Source organism: Streptomyces sp. NPDC048290, from assembly GCF_040652095.1.
Classification (GTDB): Bacteria; Actinomycetota; Actinomycetes; order Streptomycetales; family Streptomycetaceae; genus Streptomyces.
Genome location: NZ_JBEZLM010000006.1, coordinates 19,596 through 38,388, shown reverse-complemented (window position 1 = coordinate 38,388; position 18,793 = coordinate 19,596). Strand labels below are relative to the sequence as shown.

The 18,793-nt window shown below is 71.7% G+C and carries 18 protein-coding genes; 11 read left to right on the top strand and 7 right to left on the bottom strand.

Features of this window, described 5'->3' with window-relative positions:
• The first annotated feature begins 227 nt into the window (after window positions 1-227).
• The 3 genes from AB0D49_RS11600 to AB0D49_RS11590 all read left to right on the top strand — a co-directional run bounded on the left by AB0D49_RS11600 (window position 228) and on the right by AB0D49_RS11590 (window position 2,939).
• Window positions 228-1,058: a response regulator transcription factor gene (locus tag AB0D49_RS11600; protein ID WP_362754712.1), complete on the top strand. Its 831-nt coding sequence runs from the start codon at window positions 228-230 to the stop codon at window positions 1,056-1,058.
• Between the two features lie 149 nt (window positions 1,059-1,207).
• Window positions 1,208-2,230, top strand: a complete 1,023-nt coding sequence (locus AB0D49_RS11595) for a LacI family DNA-binding transcriptional regulator (RefSeq protein WP_362754709.1) — start codon at window positions 1,208-1,210, stop codon at window positions 2,228-2,230.
• A 49-nt stretch (window positions 2,231-2,279) separates the two neighbouring features.
• Window positions 2,280-2,939 (top strand): hypothetical protein, encoded by a 660-nt coding sequence (locus AB0D49_RS11590; RefSeq protein ID WP_362754706.1) that lies wholly within the window; start codon window positions 2,280-2,282, stop codon window positions 2,937-2,939.
• Between the two features lie 40 nt (window positions 2,940-2,979).
• On the opposite strand, the gene mshD is transcribed toward AB0D49_RS11590, so the two are convergent.
• The gene (gene mshD / locus AB0D49_RS11585) at window positions 2,980-3,915 is read right to left on the bottom strand and encodes a mycothiol synthase (RefSeq protein WP_362754703.1); all 936 of its coding nucleotides are present in this window, start codon (window positions 3,913-3,915) and stop codon (window positions 2,980-2,982) included.
• A 181-nt stretch (window positions 3,916-4,096) separates the two neighbouring features.
• Here mshD and AB0D49_RS11580 point away from each other — a divergent pair, with 181 nt between their 5' ends.
• Window positions 4,097-5,917 (top strand): bifunctional metallophosphatase/5'-nucleotidase, encoded by a 1,821-nt coding sequence (locus AB0D49_RS11580; RefSeq protein ID WP_362754700.1) that lies wholly within the window; start codon window positions 4,097-4,099, stop codon window positions 5,915-5,917.
• 77 nt (window positions 5,918-5,994) lie between these two features.
• Here the strand turns inward: AB0D49_RS11580 and AB0D49_RS11575 are convergent, their stop codons facing one another.
• The 4 genes from AB0D49_RS11575 to AB0D49_RS11560 form a co-directional block, all read right to left on the bottom strand.
• The gene (locus AB0D49_RS11575; RefSeq protein ID WP_362754697.1) at window positions 5,995-7,449 is read right to left on the bottom strand and encodes a HAMP domain-containing sensor histidine kinase; all 1,455 of its coding nucleotides are present in this window, start codon (window positions 7,447-7,449) and stop codon (window positions 5,995-5,997) included.
• Window positions 7,446-8,177: a response regulator transcription factor gene (locus tag AB0D49_RS11570; RefSeq protein WP_362754695.1), complete on the bottom strand. Its 732-nt coding sequence runs from the start codon at window positions 8,175-8,177 to the stop codon at window positions 7,446-7,448. The genes AB0D49_RS11575 and AB0D49_RS11570 overlap by 4 nt, the downstream gene beginning before the upstream one ends.
• Window positions 8,178-8,314: 137 nt before the next feature.
• Window positions 8,315-8,548, bottom strand: a complete 234-nt coding sequence (locus AB0D49_RS11565) for a hypothetical protein (protein WP_362754692.1) — start codon at window positions 8,546-8,548, stop codon at window positions 8,315-8,317.
• 55 nt (window positions 8,549-8,603) lie between these two features.
• The gene (locus AB0D49_RS11560) at window positions 8,604-9,809 is read right to left on the bottom strand and encodes a trypsin-like peptidase domain-containing protein (protein WP_362754689.1); all 1,206 of its coding nucleotides are present in this window, start codon (window positions 9,807-9,809) and stop codon (window positions 8,604-8,606) included.
• Between the two features lie 652 nt (window positions 9,810-10,461).
• Here AB0D49_RS11560 and AB0D49_RS11555 point away from each other — a divergent pair.
• From AB0D49_RS11555 to AB0D49_RS11545, 3 genes are read left to right on the top strand one after another with little or no spacing between them, the layout of a single operon-like run.
• Complete coding sequence (locus tag AB0D49_RS11555; protein ID WP_362754686.1) at window positions 10,462-12,693, top strand: RNA degradosome polyphosphate kinase; 2,232 nt, start codon at window positions 10,462-10,464, stop codon at window positions 12,691-12,693.
• A complete protein-coding gene (locus AB0D49_RS11550; RefSeq protein ID WP_362754683.1) occupies window positions 12,674-13,894 on the top strand; it encodes a CHAD domain-containing protein in 1,221 nt (406 codons plus the stop codon). Before AB0D49_RS11555 ends, AB0D49_RS11550 begins: the two co-directional genes overlap by 20 nt.
• 36 nt (window positions 13,895-13,930) lie before the next feature.
• Window positions 13,931-14,344 (top strand): NUDIX hydrolase, encoded by a 414-nt coding sequence (locus tag AB0D49_RS11545; protein ID WP_362754680.1) that lies wholly within the window; start codon window positions 13,931-13,933, stop codon window positions 14,342-14,344.
• 74 nt (window positions 14,345-14,418) lie between these two features.
• Here AB0D49_RS11545 and AB0D49_RS11540 read toward each other — a convergent pair whose 3' ends face one another.
• A complete protein-coding gene (locus AB0D49_RS11540; protein WP_362755832.1) occupies window positions 14,419-14,592 on the bottom strand; it encodes a hypothetical protein in 174 nt (57 codons plus the stop codon).
• 204 nt (window positions 14,593-14,796) lie between these two features.
• Here AB0D49_RS11540 and AB0D49_RS11535 point away from each other — a divergent pair, with 204 nt between their 5' ends.
• Complete coding sequence (locus AB0D49_RS11535; RefSeq protein ID WP_362754677.1) at window positions 14,797-15,675, top strand: hypothetical protein; 879 nt, start codon at window positions 14,797-14,799, stop codon at window positions 15,673-15,675.
• A gap of 262 nt (window positions 15,676-15,937) precedes the next feature.
• The gene (locus AB0D49_RS11530; protein WP_362754674.1) at window positions 15,938-16,117 is read left to right on the top strand and encodes a hypothetical protein; all 180 of its coding nucleotides are present in this window, start codon (window positions 15,938-15,940) and stop codon (window positions 16,115-16,117) included.
• A gap of 93 nt (window positions 16,118-16,210) precedes the next feature.
• Here AB0D49_RS11530 and AB0D49_RS11525 read toward each other — a convergent pair whose 3' ends face one another.
• The gene (locus AB0D49_RS11525; protein WP_362754671.1) at window positions 16,211-16,579 is read right to left on the bottom strand and encodes a metal-sensitive transcriptional regulator; all 369 of its coding nucleotides are present in this window, start codon (window positions 16,577-16,579) and stop codon (window positions 16,211-16,213) included.
• A gap of 242 nt (window positions 16,580-16,821) precedes the next feature.
• Between AB0D49_RS11525 and AB0D49_RS11520 the strand changes: the two genes are divergently transcribed.
• Both AB0D49_RS11520 and AB0D49_RS11515 read left to right on the top strand, forming a co-directional pair.
• Entirely contained in the window at window positions 16,822-17,442 is a 621-nt protein-coding gene (locus tag AB0D49_RS11520) for a DUF47 family protein (RefSeq protein WP_030183796.1), read from the top strand.
• Window positions 17,443-17,450: 8 nt separating this feature from the next.
• Window positions 17,451-18,449 (top strand): inorganic phosphate transporter, encoded by a 999-nt coding sequence (locus tag AB0D49_RS11515; RefSeq protein ID WP_362754667.1) that lies wholly within the window; start codon window positions 17,451-17,453, stop codon window positions 18,447-18,449.
• Window positions 18,450-18,793: the final 344 nt, after the last annotated feature.

Sequence of the window (18,793 nt, the reverse complement as noted above, 5' to 3'; positions counted from 1 at the left end):
CGGGTATTCTGCTGGGCAGAGGACTCGGGCAGCGAAGCCCCCGGGTCCTTTTGTGCTTTCGAACGCGTTGTATACGAAGCGGGACATCCCGGATGCGAGATACCGGAAACCGGGTGACCGTGGCCGTGTACGGGCCGACGGGATCGCAGCGCAGCCACGCATCACCGTGACGCCTCGCAGTGACGCACCGCACACGTCCTCGCAGGGACCGAGGAGGAACCAGACATATGAGTTCTCTGCTGCTCCTGACCAACGCCCTCCAGCCGTCGACGGAGGTGCTCCCCGCGCTCGGCCTGCTGCTGCACAACGTGCGGGTGGCCCCCGCCGAGGGCCCCGCCCTGGTCGACACCCCCGGTGCCGACGTGATCCTGATCGACGGCCGCCGTGACCTGCCGCAGGTCCGCAGCCTCTGCCAGCTCCTGCGCTCCACCGGCCCCGGCTGTCCGCTGATCCTGGTGGTCACCGAGGGCGGGCTCGCCGCCGTGACCGCGGACTGGGGCATCGACGACGTCCTGCTGGACACCGCCGGTCCGGCCGAGGTCGAGGCCCGGCTGCGGCTGGCCACCGGCCGCCAGCAGCTGGTCGGCGACGACTCCCCGATGGAGATCCGCAACGGCGATCTCTCGGTGGACGAGGCGACCTACAGCGCCAAGCTCAAGGGCCGGGTCCTGGACCTGACCTTCAAGGAGTTCGAGCTGCTCAAGTACCTGGCCCAGCACCCGGGCCGGGTCTTCACCCGCGCCCAGCTCCTCCAGGAGGTCTGGGGCTACGACTACTTCGGCGGCACCCGGACGGTGGATGTCCATGTACGGCGGCTGCGGGCCAAGCTCGGCGTCGAGCACGAGTCGCTGATCGGGACGGTCCGCAATGTCGGCTACCGCTTCGTCACCCCGGAGAAGGTGGAGCGGGCGGCCGACGAGGCGAAGGCGAAGGCGGCCAGGCCGAAGCCGGCGGAAGCGGACGGTGCCGACCGGACAGACCGGGCCGACCGGACCGGCAAGGCGGCGGCCGGGGCGCGGTCCTCGGTGACGGCCGCGGAGGTCCCGGCGGAGGCGTAGGCGGAGGCGTGAGGGACGGAACGGGCGGGCGCCGCCCGACGGCGTTCCGCCCGCGAACGGTCGGGCGCGTCCGGAAGCCGGACGTCCGGCCCGCACTCCGTCCGGCTCACGCCCTGCCCACGGCGGGTCCATCCGCGTAGACTCCGCGCGTGGCCAAGGTGACAAGAGATGATGTGGCGCGGCTGGCGGGAACGTCCACGGCCGTCGTCAGCTACGTCATCAACAACGGACCCCGGCCGGTCGCCCCGGCCACGCGCGAACGCGTGCTCGCCGCCATCAAGGAGCTGGGCTACCGCCCGGACCGGGTGGCCCAGGCCATGGCGTCCCGGCGTACCGATCTCATAGGTCTGATCGTGCCGGACGCGCGCCAGCCGTTCTTCGCGGAGATGGCGCACGCGGTGGAGCAGGCGGCCTCCGAGCGCGGCAAGATGGTGCTGGTCGGGAACTCCGACTACGTGGGCGAACGCGAGGTGCACTACCTCCGCGCCTTCCTCGGGATGCGGGTCTCCGGACTGATCCTGGTCAGCCACGCCCTCAACGACCTCGCCGCCGCCGAGATCGACGCGTGGGACGCCCGGGTCGTCCTGCTCCATGAACGCCCCGAGGCGATCGACGACGTGGCGGTGGTCCTGGACGATGTGACCGGCGCCCGCGCCGCCGTCGCCCATCTGCTGGAGCACGGTTACGACTATGTGGCCTGTGTCGGTGGCACCGCGGACACCCCGGCGGTCGGCGACCCGGTCTCCGACCATGTCGAGGGCTGGCGCCAGGCCATGTCGGACGCCGGTCTGCCGACCGAGGGCCGGCTCTTCGAGGCCCCCTACAACCGGTACGACGCCTACCGCATCGGCCTCGACATCCTCTCCGGACCCGACCGTCCCCCGGCCGTCTTCTGCTCCACCGACGACCAGGCGATCGGTCTGCTGCGCGCGGCCCGCGAACTCCGTATCGACGTCCCCGGCGAGCTGGGTGTGGCGGGCTTCGACGACATCAAGGAGGCGGCCCTCGCGGACCCGCCCCTGACGACGGTCGCCTCGGACCGCTCCGGGATGGCCCGCGCGGCGGTCGACCTGGTCCTGGACGACGGCCTGCGGGTGGCGGGCTCCCGACGGGAACGGGTGAAGGTGTTCCCGTCACGGTTGGTGGAGCGACGGTCCTGCGGCTGTGCGTAATTCCCCGGACCGACGGACGTGACGGGCGGTCGTCGGCTTCAATGACGCGATGGCCACGCCTACGACGATCGCGGGCAGCGTCCCGCTGGACAGGGTCCTGGACCTTCTGTCGGCCCAACGGCCCGTGTTCCACTCCGAGGCCGACCTCCAGCACAGCTTCGCCCTCGCGCTGGCCGAGGCCGCGCCCGGCGTCCGGTGCCGTCTGGAGGTGCCGGTCCGGACGGACAAGAAGTCGGAGTACCTCGACCTGCTGTGCCTGGGCCCGGACGGCGCCCGGACGGCCGTCGAGTTCAAGTACGTCACGCGGTCGTGGTCGGGCCCGGCGGGGGAACCGCCCGAGGAGTACGCCTTGCGCAAGCACGGCGCCTTCGACCTCGCGCGCCGGTTCTTCGTGCGGGACATAGCCAGACTGGAGCGCTTCTGCGAGGACGCCGATCAGAACGGGCTCGCGCTGCTCATCACCAACGAGGAGTCGCTGTGGCTTCCCCGGAAGAGCAAGTCACCCACCCGGGACGAGGACTTCCGGCTCCATGAAGGGCGGCAGCTGAGCGGCACCTTGCTCTGGGCCGGCGGCACCTACCCACCTGGCACCCAGGTGCTGCGCGGGACCTACGCCCTGGGCTGGCGGCCGTACTCCCGGCTGGGCGGGGCGTGGGGGGAGTTCCGGTGTCTCGCGGTCTTCGTCAGCCCCGGCGCGGATCGGGCCTGACGGGGCTCCCCCCCGTGTCTCCGGGATCTCGCCTCCGGGGTCAGGTCTCCGTGCGGTACATCAGGTCCGTTTCGTAGGTCGTGAAGCCCAGGCGTTCGTAGACCGTGACCGCTGCCTTGTTGTCCGCGTCCACGTAGAGCATCGCCGTCGGGATGCTCTGGGCCGCGAGGTGGCGGAGGCCGATCGTGGTGAGGGAGCGGCCGAGGCCACCGCCCTGGGCGTCGGGGGCGACGCCCACCACATAGACCTCGCCGAGCTGTTCCTCCGCGTGGACCTTCGTCCAGTGGAAGCCGACGACCGTGCCCGCGCGTTCGGCGAGGAAGAAGCCCGCCGGGTCGAACCACGGCTCGGCCTCGCGGTCGGCCAGGTCGCGCTCGGTCAGTGAGCCCTGTTCCGGATGGTGGGCGAACGCGGCGGCGTTGACGGCCAGCCAGGCCGACTCGTCCTGGCCGGGGACGAAGGTGCGCACGCTCACGCCGGGCGGCAGGACCGGGTCGGGGAGGTCGAGGCCCGTCAGGGGGCGGCGCATCTGGCGCAGTTCGCGGAACAGGGTCAGCCCGAGGACCTGGGCGAGATGCCGGGCCGCCGCGTGACCGCCGTGCGCCCAGACCCGCAGCCGCTTGCCGGACGTGGCGAGCAGCGCCGAGCCGAGCGCCCGGCCGTGACCCCGGCCGCGATGGGCGGGGTGGACGACCAGTTCCGCGGCCGGTGCCTCCACCGGGTCGGTGTCCTCCAGCTGGGCATAGCCGACGAGTTCGCCGTCCCCGACGGTGAGCAGGAGGTGGGAGACGCCCGTGCGCCGCCCGCCGCGCAGCTGGAGGCGGCCCTGTTCCGACACCGCCTGCTGGCCGTCGTGGCGCGCGGCCTCGGCCAGCAGGTCGAGGACGGCCTCGGCCCGCTCCGGGGCGAGCACGGCGTGGGTCTCGATGGTCCGGGCCTGGCCCTGGCCCTGGCGTGCGCTGTCGTCGCTGGTCATGCCTACGAGGGTACGGGGCCCTTGGGGCGTTGCGGCGGTGTGCCGTTGGGGTGCGGGAAACCAAGACGTAACCCCCTACCCCTGTCGCGCTACGCGCGTTGACCCTAGGCTGCGGCCCGGACGGGGCACACCCAGGGCACCACCGACACACCCAGCACACCCAGCACCCACAGGGGGGCGCATGCCACTCACCATCCAGGCCGACCGCCGCGGCCGACGCCGCAGAACCCGGCTCCTCGCCGCCGTCGCGGGACTGACCACGGCGGGCGCGCTCGCCGCGGCGGCGCTGCCCGGCACCGCGAGCGCGGGCGAGGACCACCGGGGCGGCGACGACCGGCACAAGCCGGGCCGCTACCAGGACGTCCAGCTGCTGTCCTTCAACGATCTGCACGGCAACCTGGAGCCGCCCGCCGGGTCCTCCGGCCGGGTCACCGAGGTCCAGCCCGACGGCACCACGAAGACGATCGACGCGGGCGGCGTCGAGTACCTCGCCACGCATCTGCGCGAGGCGCGCGAGGGACAGAAGTACTCGATCACCGCGGCGGGCGGCGACATGGTCGGCGCCTCCCCGCTGATCTCGGGTCTGTTCCACGACGAGCCCACCATCGAGGCGCTGAACAAGCTGGACCTCGACGTCAGCTCGGTCGGCAACCACGAGTTCGACGAGGGCGCCAAGGAACTGGGCCGGCTCCAGAACGGCGGCTGCCACCCCACCGCGGGCTGCTACACCGACAAGCGGTTCAAGGGTGCCGACTTCCCCTACCTGGCGGCGAACGTCCTCGACGAGAAGAAGAACAAGCCGATCCTCAAGCCCTACTGGGTGTGGAAGAAGAACGGCGTCAAGGTCGGCTTCATCGGCGTCACGCTGGAGGCCACCCCCGACATCGTCTCCGCCGAGGGCGTCAAGGGCCTGGTCTTCAAGGACGAGGTCGAGACGATCAACAAGTACGCCCGTGAACTCCAGCGCCAGGGCGTGAAGTCCATCGTCGCGCTGATCCACGAGGGCGGCTTCCCGGCCTCCTCCGCGTACAACTACGACTGTGACTCGCCGGGTGCGGGCGACGGTGCCTCCGGGCCGATCGTGGACATCGCCAAGAACATCACCCCGCAGGTCGACGCGGTGGTCACCGGCCACACCCACGCGGCCTACGTCTGCACCATCGACGACCCGGCGGGCAACCCCCGGATGGTCACCTCGGCCTCCTCCTTCGGCCGGCTCTACACCGACACCACGCTGACCTACGACCGCTGGACCGGGGACATCGCCCGGACGTCGGTCGCCTCCGCGAACCACGTGGTGACCCGGGACGTCCCGAAGGCGCCGGACATGACGGCCCTGATCGGCAAGTGGAACGCGCTGGCCGCCCCGATCGGCAACCGCGCCATCGGCCACATCTCCGCCGACATCAACAACACCGGCACCGAGTCCCCGCTCGGCGACCTCATCGCCGACGCGCAACTCGCCCACGGCAAGGCCCTGGACCCGGAGACCGACGTCGCCCTGATGAACCCCGGCGGTATCCGGGCGCCCCTGACGTACGCGGCCAAGGCGGGCGAGGGCGACGGGGTGGTGACGTACGCGGAGGGCTTCACGGTGCAGCCGTTCGCCAACACCGTCAACCTCCAGAACCTGACCGGCGCCCAGTTGATCCAGGTCCTCAAGGAGCAGGTCAGCGGCGCGAACACGGCCTCCCCGAAGATCCTCCAGCCGTCGGCGGGCCTGACGTACACCCTGGACCTGACGAAGACCGGCGCCGACCGGGTCGTCACGGACTCCATCAAGCTGAACGGCACGGCGATCGACCCGGCGGCCAGCTACCGCGTCGCGTCCAACAGCTTCCTCGCGGGCGGCGGCGACGGCTTCCCGACGCTGGCCCTCGGCACGAACGACCTGGTCGGCGCGGACGATCTGACCGCGCTGGAGCAGTACCTGACGGCGAACACCTCGCCGGGCAACCCGATGGCCCCGCCCGCGGCCGACCGGATCACGATCATCCGGTAACTCTCCGGGGGCTCCGGTCAATTTCCGGGGCAGATGAAGGGGCGGGACCTCCCTGCGGGGTCCCGCCCCTCTCGCGTCTACGCCGGGTCCGGCGCCCCCGGTGGTGGCGTCGGCGCCCCCGGCAGCCGTACGGTCGCGACCGTGCCGCCGCCCTCCGCGGGGGCCAGGGTGATCTCACCGCCCGCCTCGTGGACCGTACGGGCCACGATGGACAGGCCCAGGCCCGAGCCGGGCAGGGCGCGGGCGCTCGGGGAGCGCCAGAAGCGGTCGAAGACGTGCGGGATCTCCTCGGCGGGGATGCCGGGGCCGTGGTCCCGGACGGTGAGCACACCGCTGCCCAGCATCACCTCGACCGTGCCGCCCTCGGGGCTGAACTTCACCGCGTTGTCCAGGATGTTGACGATCGCCCGCTCCAGCGCGGCCGGTTCCGCCCGTACGTACCAGGGGTGCAGATCGGCCGTGATGGTGAGTTCCGGGCCGCGCAGCCGGGCCCGGCGCAGCGCCGACTCCACGGTGTCCTCGAAGGAGACCACCTGCACGCGCTCCCCGCGCTGGCCCTCCGAGCGGGACAGCTCCTGGAGGTCGCCGATCAGCGCGGCCAGCTCCGTCATCTGGGCCTTGACGGAGGCGAGCAGCGCCTTGCGGTCGGCCTCGGGGAGCGGACGGCCGGTCTCCTCGCTGCGGGTGAGGAGTTCGATGTTGGTGCGCAGCGAGGTGAGCGGGGTGCGCAGTTCGTGCCCGGCGTCCGCGATCAGCTGCTGCTGGAGGTCGCGGGAGCTGGCGAGGGCCGTGGTCATGGAGTTGAAGGAGCGGGAGAGCCGGGCGACCTCGTCGTCGGACTCCCCGTCCACCGGGATACGGACGGTGAGGTCCTCGGTGCGGGCCACGTGCTCGACGGCCTCGGTCAGCTTGTCCACGGGGCGCAGTCCGGCACGGGCCACGGCGAGACCGGCGGCGCCCGCGCCGAGCACGCCGACGCCGGAGGCGGCCAGCAGGATCAGGGCGAGGTCGTTCAGCGTGTTGCGGGTCTCCGTCAGGGAGATCCCGACCTCCAGGGCCACGCCCGGGACGACCTGGCGGGTGGTCGTGTTGATGATCGACGTGGTCCGCACCCGGACGTCGTTGCCGTCGGTGTCCTTGGCGTTGTGGAAGGTCGGCTCGGCGGACGCCGGGTTCTCCGCGATCGTCCGGTCCGTGCCCGTCACCCTGAGCACGCCCGCCGAGGAGGGGAACGAGCAGGCCGTGCCGTCGGCCCGGACGATCTGCATGTAGTAGGTGTTGGGCCGCAGGTCCCCGCGGATCTCCGGCACGTCCTGCGGACAGGCGTCCAGCACGGCGGACAGCTCGTTCGAGGAGACGTTGAACTTGACCGCGTCGATCTGGCTGTCCACCTGGTCGTACAGCTTCTGCTGCACCACGAACCAGCAGACCACCGACACCGCCGCCACCGCGAACGCCACCGCCGCCGCCACCAGCAGCGCCAGCCGGGAGCGGATCGGCAGGGACCTCAGCCTGCGTCCGAACCTCTTCACTCGGCCCCGCCCTGCCGCAGCACGTATCCCACGCCCCGCACGGTGTGCACCAGGCGCGGCTCGCCGCCCGCCTCGGTCTTGCGGCGCAGATACATGACGTACACATCGAGGGAGTTGGACGACGGCTCGAAGTCGAAGCCCCAGACCGCCTTCAGGATCTGCTCACGGGTGAGCACCTGGCGCGGATGTGCCATGAACATCTCCAGCAGGGTGAACTCGGTCCGGGTCAGCTCGACCTGCCGTCCGCCCCGGGTCACCTCCCGGGTCGCCAGGTCCATCCGCAGATCGCCGAAGGTCAGCGCCTCGTCCTCCGGCACCCCGCCCGCCGCCGCAGCGTAGGAGCTGCGGCGCAGCAGCGCGCGGATACGGGCGAACAGCTCGTCCAGCTCGAACGGCTTGACCAGGTAGTCGTCCGCGCCCGCGTCCAGGCCGGTGACCCGGTCGCCGACGGTGTCGCGGGCGGTCAGCATCAGGATCGGGATGGTGTCACCGGCGCCCCGGATACGGCGGGCGGCGGTCAGGCCGTCCATGCGGGGCATCTGGATGTCCAGGACGACGAGGTCGGGCCGGTAGGCGGCGGCCTTCTCCAGGGCGTCCGCGCCGTCCACCGCGACCTGGGTGTCGTAGCCCTCGAAGGCGAGGCTGCGCTGGAGCGCTTCGCGCACCGCGGGCTCGTCGTCGACGATCAGGATGCGCTGGGGGTCGCGGTCGCCATCGGCGGGGCTCATGCTCGTGTCCTCGGGTGCGGGGGGAAGGGGGCCGGTCCGACGTTCTCAGCATTCAGCCTCGCACGTCAGCCGGTCGGGCCGGAAAGTCCGGGTACGGGGCCCGGCGCCGGGCGGGCCGTACGGCGGCCGGTGCCGGGTCAGTCCCGCAGCGCGCGGCGCCGGCGGGCCGGGGTGCGGTGCGGGCCGGGCCGGGTACCCGGCGGGGAGAGTTCCGGGGCCCGGGTGACCGGCCCGTGCAGCCGGCCGGCCACCTCCAGGGCGAGGACGACTCCGGCGGGGTCGTGGCCGCCGGTGAGGGCGGTGTGCTCGACGCGCCGGATGCCGTTCGTCGCGTAGGGCCGGATGTCGTAGGTCGGGTTCGGGTGGTGCATGGTGTGCTCCTTGTGCTGGTGGCTCCTTGCCGGTGTGCCCGTGCGGCTGCCGGGGTCAGCTGCCGTCGCCGCCCGCCCGCAGGGTCGGCAGGTCGGCCTTCACGGTGTTGATCGGGATGGCGAAGCCCAGGCCCACGCTGCCCGCGGAGGCGGACGAACCGGCGGCCGAGTACATCGCCGAGTTGATGCCGATGATGTTGCCGTTCATGTCGATCAGCGCGCCGCCGGAGTTGCCCGGGTTGAGCGAGGCATCGGTCTGGAGCGCCTTGTACGTCGTCGTGGACGAGCCGGTGTCGCCGTTGAACTGCTGGCCGCCGTACTCGAACGGCCAGCCGCCGCCCGGTGTCTGCTGCTGTCCCTCGCCGGTGGAGACGGTCACATCGCGGTCGAGCGCGGAGACGATACCGCTGGTCACCGTGCCGGTCAGGCCCTCGGGCGAGCCGATCGCGACGACCTCGTCGCCGACCTGGACACCACCGGAGTCGCCGAGAGTGGCGGGCTTGAGGCCGGACGCGTCGTTCAGCTTGATCAGGGCGAGGTCCTTGGCCGGGTCGGTGCCGACGACCTGGGCGGTGTACTCCTTGCCGTCGTCGGTGGTGACCTGGACCTGGGAGGCACCGGCGACCACATGGTTGTTGGTGATGATCTCGCCGTCGGCGGTGATGATCACGCCCGAGCCGGTGGACGTACCGGCGCTGGTGGTGGCGTTGATCTCGACGATGCTCGGGCTGACCGCGGCGGCGACCCCGGCGACCGTGCCCTGCTGGCTGGAGGGGACCACGTTGGTGCTGGTGGAGCTGGTCGCCACGGTGTCGTTGCCACCGGTCAGCTCCTGGATGCCGTAGGCGGTGCCGCCGCCGATGGCCGCCGCGACGATCGCCACGGCCGCGATCAGCGCCACCGGACCCCGGGCGCGCCCGCGCCGGGCGGGGCGGGAGACGGGCTCGGCGAGGAGGGCGGTGGCGCCGGTGCCGGTGCCGTACCCGGCGTCGGTGCCGGTGCCGGTGACGGTGCCGTGCCCGGCGTCGGACCCGGGCTGCCCGGCTCCGGGCCACCCCGCCCCCGGCTGGTGGGCGGGCGGCGGGGGCCACTCGGGGTTGACGGAGGAGGACGAGGCTTGCGCGGGAGCCGGGGGAGCCTGGTGGGGGTCCGGGGCCGCGTACGGGTCCCCGGGCGAAGAAGCGTGCTGCTCGGCGCCCTGGTGAGGGTTCGGGTACTCGCTGTCGTCGTACTCGCCGCTGCGGCGGAAGCTCTCGGTCATGTCCATGAGCTTGTCCGCCGCCCATGAGAGCCGCCTGAGTGCTCGCTGAGAAGCCCGGCAGAAGCTCGTTCGCCCGAAATAAAGCCGCTTCTCGGGGTCCGGGGGCGGCTCTCAGAAAGGGCTCATGGACGCCGGTCCGGCGCGGGGGGGGGCGGGTCCCATGGAGGCTGGTCCGGCACGGGGAGCCGGGTCCGGTGGGCGCCGGTCGGCGAGCGGGGCGGGTCCCATGGAGGCCGGTCCGGCACGGGGGACGGGGTCCAGTGGACGCCGGTCGGCGAGCGGGGCGGGTCCCATGGAGGCCGGTCCAGCACAGGGAGCCCGGTCCAGTGGACGCCGGTCGACGAGCGGGGCCGGGTCCCATGGACCCCCGTCCGCCATGAGCCGCTGGGGCGGGCGGGACGTATGTTCTCCGTCGCCCGGAAAGATACCGGCCACGCTGCACCGGTTCCCTGTGATCCGCTCCCCGCTATCCCGCACGTCATGTCGCCGTAACCATTGATTCAGACGGTCTTGCGACGCTCAGCCAATGAACCCCGCCGTGCCCGAGCAGTCGCCGTCCCCCGAGGGGCTCACCCCCCGCGGGACCGTCGCCGCGCTCCCGCCCGCGCGCTCCGACGCGCCGGGTGGCGCCGGGGCGCGGAAGAATGGGGCCATGAGCCAGCAAACCACCCCCAAGGCAGAGATCCAGCACCCGCAGCCCTCCGTGGGTTCCATCGCGGCGCACCGCCCGGCGACCGTCGCGGCCACGGTCTCCGACCTGGAGCCCGACATCGATGCCGACCTCGACGCCTACGAGGAGTCCACCGAGGGCGATCAGCTGCCCCAGGGCCGTTTCCTCGACCGGGAGCGCAGCTGGCTCGCCTTCAACGAGCGGGTCCTCGAACTCGCCGAGGACCCGAACACACCCCTGCTGGAGCGCGCCAACTTCCTGGCGATCTTCGCCAGCAACCTGGACGAGTTCTTCATGGTCCGGGTGGCCGGACTGAAGCGCCGGATCGCCACCGGCGTCGCCACCCGCTCGGCCTCCGGCCTCCAGCCCACCCAGGTGCTGGAGATGATCTGGGCCCGCTCCCGTGAGCTGATGGCCCGGCACGCCGCCTGCTTCCACGAGGACGTCGCCCCGGCCCTCGCCGAGGAGGGCATCCACCTGGTCCGCTGGAACGAGCTGGCGGAGAAGGAGCAGGCCCGCCTCTTCACCCTGTTCCGGCACCAGATCTTCCCGGTCCTCACCCCCCTGGCCGTGGACCCCGCGCACCCCTTCCCGTACATCTCCGGCCTCTCGCTGAACCTGGCCGTCGTGGTGCGCAACCCGGTCAGCGGCCACAAGCACTTCGCCCGGGTGAAGGTCCCCCCGCTGCTCTCCCGCTTCCTGGAGTGCAGCCCCGGCCGGTACGTCCCCATCGAGGACGTCATAGCGGCCCATCTGGAGGAGCTGTTCCCCGGCATGGAGGTGCTGGAGCACCACGCCTTCCGGATCACCCGCAACGAGGACCTGGAGGTGGAGGAGGACGACGCCGAGAACCTGCTCCAGGCCCTGGAGAAGGAGCTGATGCGGCGCCGCTTCGGGCCGCCGGTGCGGCTGGAGGTCGAGGAGTCCATCGACCGCGAGGTGCTCGACCTGCTGGTGCGCGAACTGAAGATCGGCGAGGCCGAGGTCTATCCGCTGCCCGGCCCGCTCGACCTGACCGGCCTGTTCCGTATCGCCGGTCTCGACCGGCCGGAGCTGAAGTACCGCAAGTTCATCGCGGGCACCCACCGCGATCTGGCCGAGGTGGAGTCCGCCTCCGCGCCCGACATCTTCGCCGCGCTGCGCCAGCGGGACGTCCTGCTGCACCACCCGTACGACAGCTTCTCCACGTCCGTGCAGGCGTTCCTGGAGCAGGCGGCCACCGACCCGGACGTCCTCGCCATCAAGCAGACCCTGTACCGCACCTCCGGCGACTCCCCGATCGTGGACGCGTTGATAGAGGCCGCCGAGGCGGGCAAGCAGGTGCTGGTCCTGGTGGAGATCAAGGCCCGCTTCGACGAGCACGCCAACATCGAGTGGGCGCGCAAGCTGGAGGAGGCGGGCTGCCATGTCGTCTACGGCCTGGTCGGCCTCAAGACGCACTGCAAGCTCTCCCTGGTGGTCCGCCAGGAGGGCGAGACCCTGCGCCGCTACTGCCATGTCGGCACCGGCAACTACCACCCCAAGACCGCCCGGCTCTACGAGGACCTCGGGCTGCTCACGGCGGACCCCCAGGTCGGCGCCGATCTGTCCGACCTGTTCAACCGGCTCTCCGGCTACTCCCGCCGGGAGACCTACCGGCGGCTGCTGGTCGCCCCCCGCTCCCTGCGGGACGGCCTGATCTCGCGCGTCAACAAGGAGGTCCAGCACCACCGTGCCGGACGTCCCGCGTACGTCCGGATCAAGGTCAACTCGATCGTCGACGAGGCCCTGATCGACGCCCTGTACCGGGCGTCCCAGGCAGGCGTCCCCATCGATGTCTGGGTGCGCGGCATCTGCGCGCTGCGCCCCGGCGTCACGGGCCTGTCGGAGAACATCAGGGTCCGCTCGATCCTCGGCCGCTTCCTGGAACACTCCCGGGTCTTCGCCTTCGGCAACGGCGGCGAACCCGAGGTGTGGCTGGGCAGCGCCGACATGATGCACCGCAACCTCGACCGCCGCATCGAGGCCCTCGTGCGGGTCGTCGACCCGGCCCACCGCGCCGCGCTCAACCGGCTGCTGGAGACGGGCATGTCCGACACCACCTCCTCCTGGCACCTGGGCCCGGACGGCGAGTGGACCCGGCACGCGACCGACGCCGACGGCGGGCCCCTGCGGAACATCCAGGAGATGCTCATAGACGCCCGGAGGCGCCGGCGTGGCACAGCAACACCTTGATCCGACGGACCCGATGGCCGGGGCGGTGACCGGGGAGGCCCTCGCGGGCTATCTGCGCGCCCAGGCCATGGAGTTCCTCCGTGCCCTGCGGCAGCACCGGGAGACCGGCGGCGGGGCGCACACCGGCGGCACGGAGGAGTCCGTCGACGCGGCGCGCGCCCTGCGCCGCTCGGCCCGCCGCATCAGCGGCAGCCTGCACACCTTCCGCCCGCTCCTCGACCCCGACTGGTCGGAGGGTATGCGCCCCGAACTGGCCTGGCTCTCCGGCACCCTCGCCCTGGAACACGCCTACGCCTCCCGGCTGACCCGGCTCCTGAACGCCCTGCACCGGCTCTCCGGCTCCGTCCCGGTCCCCAGCCAGCCGCATCCGGTGGCGGCGGGGGCGGGAGACCCGGCGGGCGGCGGCGCGGGCGGCTCCAGCCGGACGCCCGCCCTGGCCGCGGGCGGGCGCGCCACCGCGGGCTCGGCGGGCACGCCGGGGGCGCCGCCGCGCGAGCCGGGCCGGGCGCGGACGAGGCCCGCCGGGGCGGAGGCGCCCGGCACCGCCCCGGTGTCCCCGGCCCCCGCCGACCGCGGCAACCTCACCGTCGGCGCCGCCAAGTCCGGCGCCCTGCTCGACCGCCAGCTCACCCTGGCCCGGACCCGGGCCCACTCCACCGCCCTCCAGGCGCTCGGCAGCAGCCGCTTCCACGCGGTCGCCGACAAGGTCGCCGTGCTGGCCAGCGAGGTGCCGCTCACCCCGACCGCCGTCACCACGGACCTGCACCCGCTCGCCGGGGCCGCCCAGGAGCGGCTCACCGACGCCGTAGCCGCCCTGCCGCTGCGCACCGCGGGCCACCCCTACAACGCCGAGGCGCTCGTCCACGGCCTCTCCCCCGACCCCTCCCCGCATCCCCAGGACGCCCCCTGGCACCAGGTACGGCTGCTGCTGCGGCTGCACCGCTACGCCCTGGAGGTGCTGTGCGACCCGGCGGACACCCCGGTGGACGTGCGGCTGCTGGATGCCGGGCAGGCGCTCGACCGGCACCGCGACGCCTCCGAGGCCGCCGCAGCCGCCGCCCAGGCGGCGCGCACCCCGCGCATCGCCCCGGCCACGGCGTACGCCCTCGGGGTGCTGCACGCCGATCAGCGTCATGAAGTCGAGGCGGCACGGTTCGCCTTCCAGCAGACGTGGCAGAAGGAAACGGTAGTAACACCCTGAACCGGTCATCGGGAGCGCGACGGGAGAGTGACGACGATGCACGACACCCTGGTCCTCGCGGCGGGCTGCGTCCTGTGGCGCGTCTCGCCGTCGGACGACACCCTGCGGATCTGCCTCGTCCACCGTCCGAAATACGATGATTGGTCCCATCCGAAAGGCAAGCTCAAGCGGCACGAGGACGCCCTGACCGGTGCTCTGCGGGAGGTGGTGGAGGAGACCGGGTACCGCGCGGTGCCCGGCACCGAGCTGACCACCCTGCGCTATCAGGTGGGGGACCGCCCCAAGGAGGTCCGCTACTGGGCCGCCGAGGCGCTCACCGGCGGTTTCGTGCCCAACCGGGAGGTCGACCGCATCCTGTGGCTCACCCCCGACGAGGCCCGCACCCGGCTGACCCAGCCCCGCGACGCCGACCTGGTGGACGCCCTCGTACGGACCCTGGAACGGGCCTGAGGTACGCCCGGGGGACGCCTGAGGGACCGGCTCCCGGTCCGCTGCCCGTTGCCCACCGACCGGCCCCCGTCCCTCTACCCGCCGCCCTGGTGGGTGGCCGCGTCGCTCCGGGCCAGGCTGCGCGCCCGCCGGGCCGGACTGCGCCAGCCACAGCTGCACCGGGCCACACAGAACGGGCCCTGCTCGACCATGCTGATGCGGTGTTCCGGATCGTCCTGGGGGGCTATGGACCGGTCCTGAGAGGTCACGCCGCCCACCGTACCGACCCGGGGTCAAGGACGCGCAGGGCGGGCGTCAAGGCAGTGGGGAGACGGTGGTATGCCCCGGCGCGCCCCGGCGCACGCGCCCACCCCGCGGCGCCGGGCGTGACGGCCCCTAGCTACCGGTCGTTAACCGGATCGATCGACCGGGACGACAGGAACCGGGTCCGGCGGACGGCTGGGGGTAGCGGGATGGAGCGGCGGCAGCGGCACGGCGGGAAGGGCGGGGCGGTCGTCGCGGGCATCCTGGCCGGTGTCTGTCTCACCGCGACAGGGCTGGCCGCCACCTGCTGCTCCGCGTCCCGTCCGCCCGACGCCCCCGCCCAGGACGCCCGCCCCGCCGCCGACCCCGCCGCCGACCCCGTCCCGGCGCTGCGCGCGGCGGCCGACGCCCTGATCGACGCGGGCAGCTCCAAGGCCCGTACGGCGATGGAGATGGCCACCGGCGGCACCCGGGTCACCATCCGCGGCGAGGGCGGCTACGACTTCACCCGCGGCCTGGGCGAACTGCTGGTCCGGCTGCCGCAGGACCCCGCGGGCCACGACGAGCGCCGCCCGATCACCGAACTCCTCGCGCCGGGCGCGCTCTTCATGAAGAACCGGGGCGCCGGGGTGCCCGCCGACAAATGGGTCCGGGTGGAGACCGCGAGCCTGCCCGACGGCAATCTGGTCACCGGCGGCGCCACCGACCCGTTCGCCGCCGCCGAGGTGCTGCGCGGCACCCGCAGCGCCCGCTTCGTCGGCCGGAGCGAGATCGACGGCACGGCGGTACGGCACTACCGGGGCACCGCCGATCTGGCGCTGGCCGCGCGGACCGCGTCCGAGGGCGGCCGGGGCGCGCTGGACGCGGCGGCGAAAGGGTTCGCCACCGCCGAGGTGCCGTTCGAGGTGTTCCTGGACGACGCGGGCCGCATCCGCACGGTCCGGCACCGGTTCAGCTACGACGGCGGCCGGGAGACGGGCACCGTGGCGGTGACCTCGACGACGGTGCTGTACGACTTCGGCGCGCGCGTGGACGTACGGCTGCCGGACCGGGAGGACATCTACGCGGGGCGGATCGCCGGGGAGTGAGCGGGCGGGAACGGGCGGGAACGGGCGGGAGCAGGCGGGAACGGGCGGGAACAGTACTGGGGAAGTGAGCTGGTGGGGCGGGTGGGCGCGGGCCTGCGCGCCGGTATGCGCGGGGGTGTGAGCGGTGGGGCACACGGGGGGGTACGCACACGCGCACCCCGGGCGTAAGAGGCGCACGGGGGCGCAAGAACTAGCCCTTCCGTGCCATGCGCGTTGTGTAGACCTGTCCCTACTCTAGGAAGTCGGTGACGGCAGAGACGAGGTGACGCACGTGGCTCCGGTCGGCGGTACGGCAGTTCAGGACCACGTTGCGCTCGCCGAGATCGAGCTGTGCGGCGAGCTGATCATCGCGGCCTCGACGGCCGACGAGGAGCGGCTCAGCCTGGACTGCATCGACGAGGTGCTGCGGGTGGCGGAGGAGCGGGCGGAGCGGCGGGACTGAGCCGACCGGTCCGCCCGGTGTCCCGGGTGCCCCCTGGTGCCCCCTGCTGGCGCTTGCGCTACCGCTTGTTTTCAGCCAGCGGAGGGCGTGAGGTCAGGTCCGCAGCAGCCGTCCGATCGCCTTCGTCGCCTCCTCGACCTTCGCGTCGATCTCGTCGCCGCCCTTGACCGCGGCGTCGGCGACACAGTGGCGCAGATGCTCCTCCAGCAACTGGAGCGCGAAGGACTGCAACGCCTTGGTGGAGGCGGAGACCTGGGTCAGTATGTCGATGCAGTACACATCCTCGTCGACCATGCGTTGCAGCCCGCGGATCTGGCCCTCGATCCGGCGCAGCCGCTTGAGGTGCTCGTCCTTCTGCTTGTGGTAGCCGTGCACCCCGCGGTCGTGGTCCGTGACCACGTCCTCCACGTCCCCCGTGACAGGTACGGAGGGCGCTCCCGCGCCGGCCTCTGTGGTCGTCATCGCGTCCTCCCGCTCCAGACACATACCCCTAGTGGGTATATGGTACCGAATTCTCCTGGGTATAGGGCCCTTGGCCAATGCCGTACGGAAGATCGCATGGCAAGGCCGGGCCAACTTCCCGTACCGCCCCCGTGAAGACAAGTCTGCTTTATGGGCGACACTGGGGGACGGCCCATTAGCCGTGGCCGGATGATGCGCCTAGCATCACTCTGACCGAAACCGATGCCCCTAGAGGACCCCACGTGCGCTTTCGTCTGACCCCCAGGGAGACGAGCTTCTACGACATGTTCGCCGCGTCCGCGGACAACATCGTCACGGGCTCGAAACTCCTGATGGAACTGCTCGGGGCCGACGCGTCCGCCCGAGCCGAGATCGCGGAGCGCATGAGGGCAGCGGAACACGCCGGTGACGATGCCACACACGCGATCTTCCACCAGCTGAACTCCTCCTTCATCACGCCCTTCGACCGCGAGGACATCTACTCTCTCGCGTCGTCCCTCGACGACATCATGGACTTCATGGAGGAGGCCGTCGACCTGGTCGTCCTCTACAACATCGAGGAGCTGCCGAAGGGCGTCGAGCAGCAGATCGAGGTGCTGGCGCGGGCCGCCGAACTCACCGCCGAGGCGATGCCGCATCTGCGCACGATGGAGAACCTCACCGAGTACTGGATCGAGGTCAACCGGCTGGAGAACCAGGCCGACCAGATCCACCGCAAACTGCTCGCCCACCTCTTCAACGGCAAGTACGACGCCATCGAGGTGCTGAAGCTGAAGCAGATCGTGGATGTGCTGGAAGAGGCCGCCGACGCCTTCGAGCATGTGGCGAACACGGTGGAGACCATCGCCGTCAAGGAGTCCTGAGCCCGGCCATGGACACCTTTGCCCTGGTCGTGACCATTCTGGTCGCGCTGTTCTTCACCTATACCAACGGCTTCCACGACTCGGCGAACGCCATCGCCACATCCGTCTCCACCCGGGCGCTGACCCCCAAGGCCGCGCTGCTGATGGCGGCGGTGATGAATCTGGCGGGCGCGTTCCTCGGCTCCGGTATCGCCAAGACCGTCTCCGAGGGGCTGATCGAGACGCCCGAGGGCTCCACGGGCATGGGCATCCTCTTCGCGGCCCTGCTGGGCGCGATCACCTGGAACCTGATCACCTGGTACTTCGGACTGCCGTCCTCCTCCTCCCACGCCCTGTTCGGCGGTCTGGTGGGAGCGGCGCTCGCGGGCGGGACGCAGGTGTACTGGAACGGGGTGGTCGACAAGATCATCATCCCGATGTTCGTGTCGCCGGTGGTGGGGCTGATCGCGGGGTATCTGGTGATGACCGCGATCATGTGGATCTTCCGCCGTACGAATCCGCACAAGGCGAAGCGGGGTTTCCGGATAGCGCAGACCGTCTCGGCGGCGGCGATGGCCCTCGGACACGGCCTCCAGGACGCGCAGAAGACCATGGGCATCGTGGTGATGGCGCTGGTCATCGCGGACGTGGAGGACTACGGGGACCCGATCCCGATCTGGGTGAAGATCGTCTGCGCGGTGATGCTGTCGCTGGGGACGTACGCGGGTGGCTGGCGGATCATGCGGACGCTGGGTCGGAAGATCATCGAGCTGGATCCGCCGCAAGGTTTCGCCGCGGAGACCACGGGGGCGGCGATCATGTTCACCACGGCGTTCCTGTTCAAGGCGCCGATCTCCACGACGCATGTCATCACCTCGGCGATCATGGGGGTGGGGGCGACGAAGCGGGTGAACGCGGTGCGGTGGGGGGTGGCCAAGAACATCGTCCTCGGCTGGTTCATCACGATGCCTGCGGCGGCGTTGGTCGCGGCGGCGGCGTTCGGAATCGTACGACTGGCGTTCTTGTAGCAGGCCCCTGACCCATCCGCGATTCCGGTGCGGGTTCGTTGTGGTTTCTCGCGCAGTTCCCCGCGCCCCTGAGGGGGAATGTGGCGAGGGCACGATGTTGCGTACAGCAAATCCATGGCCAGTCGCGCAGTTCCCCGCGCCCCTGGGGGGGGATACGTGGTACCGGCGCGATGTTGCGTGCAGCTAATCCGTGGCTAGTCGCGCAGTTCCCCGCGCCCCTAGGGGGGATGTGGTGACGGCGCGATGTTACGTGCAGCTAATCCGTGGCTAGTCGCGCAGTTCCCCGCGCCCCTAGGGGGGATGTGGTGACGGCGCGATGTTACGTGCAGCTAATCCGTGGCTAG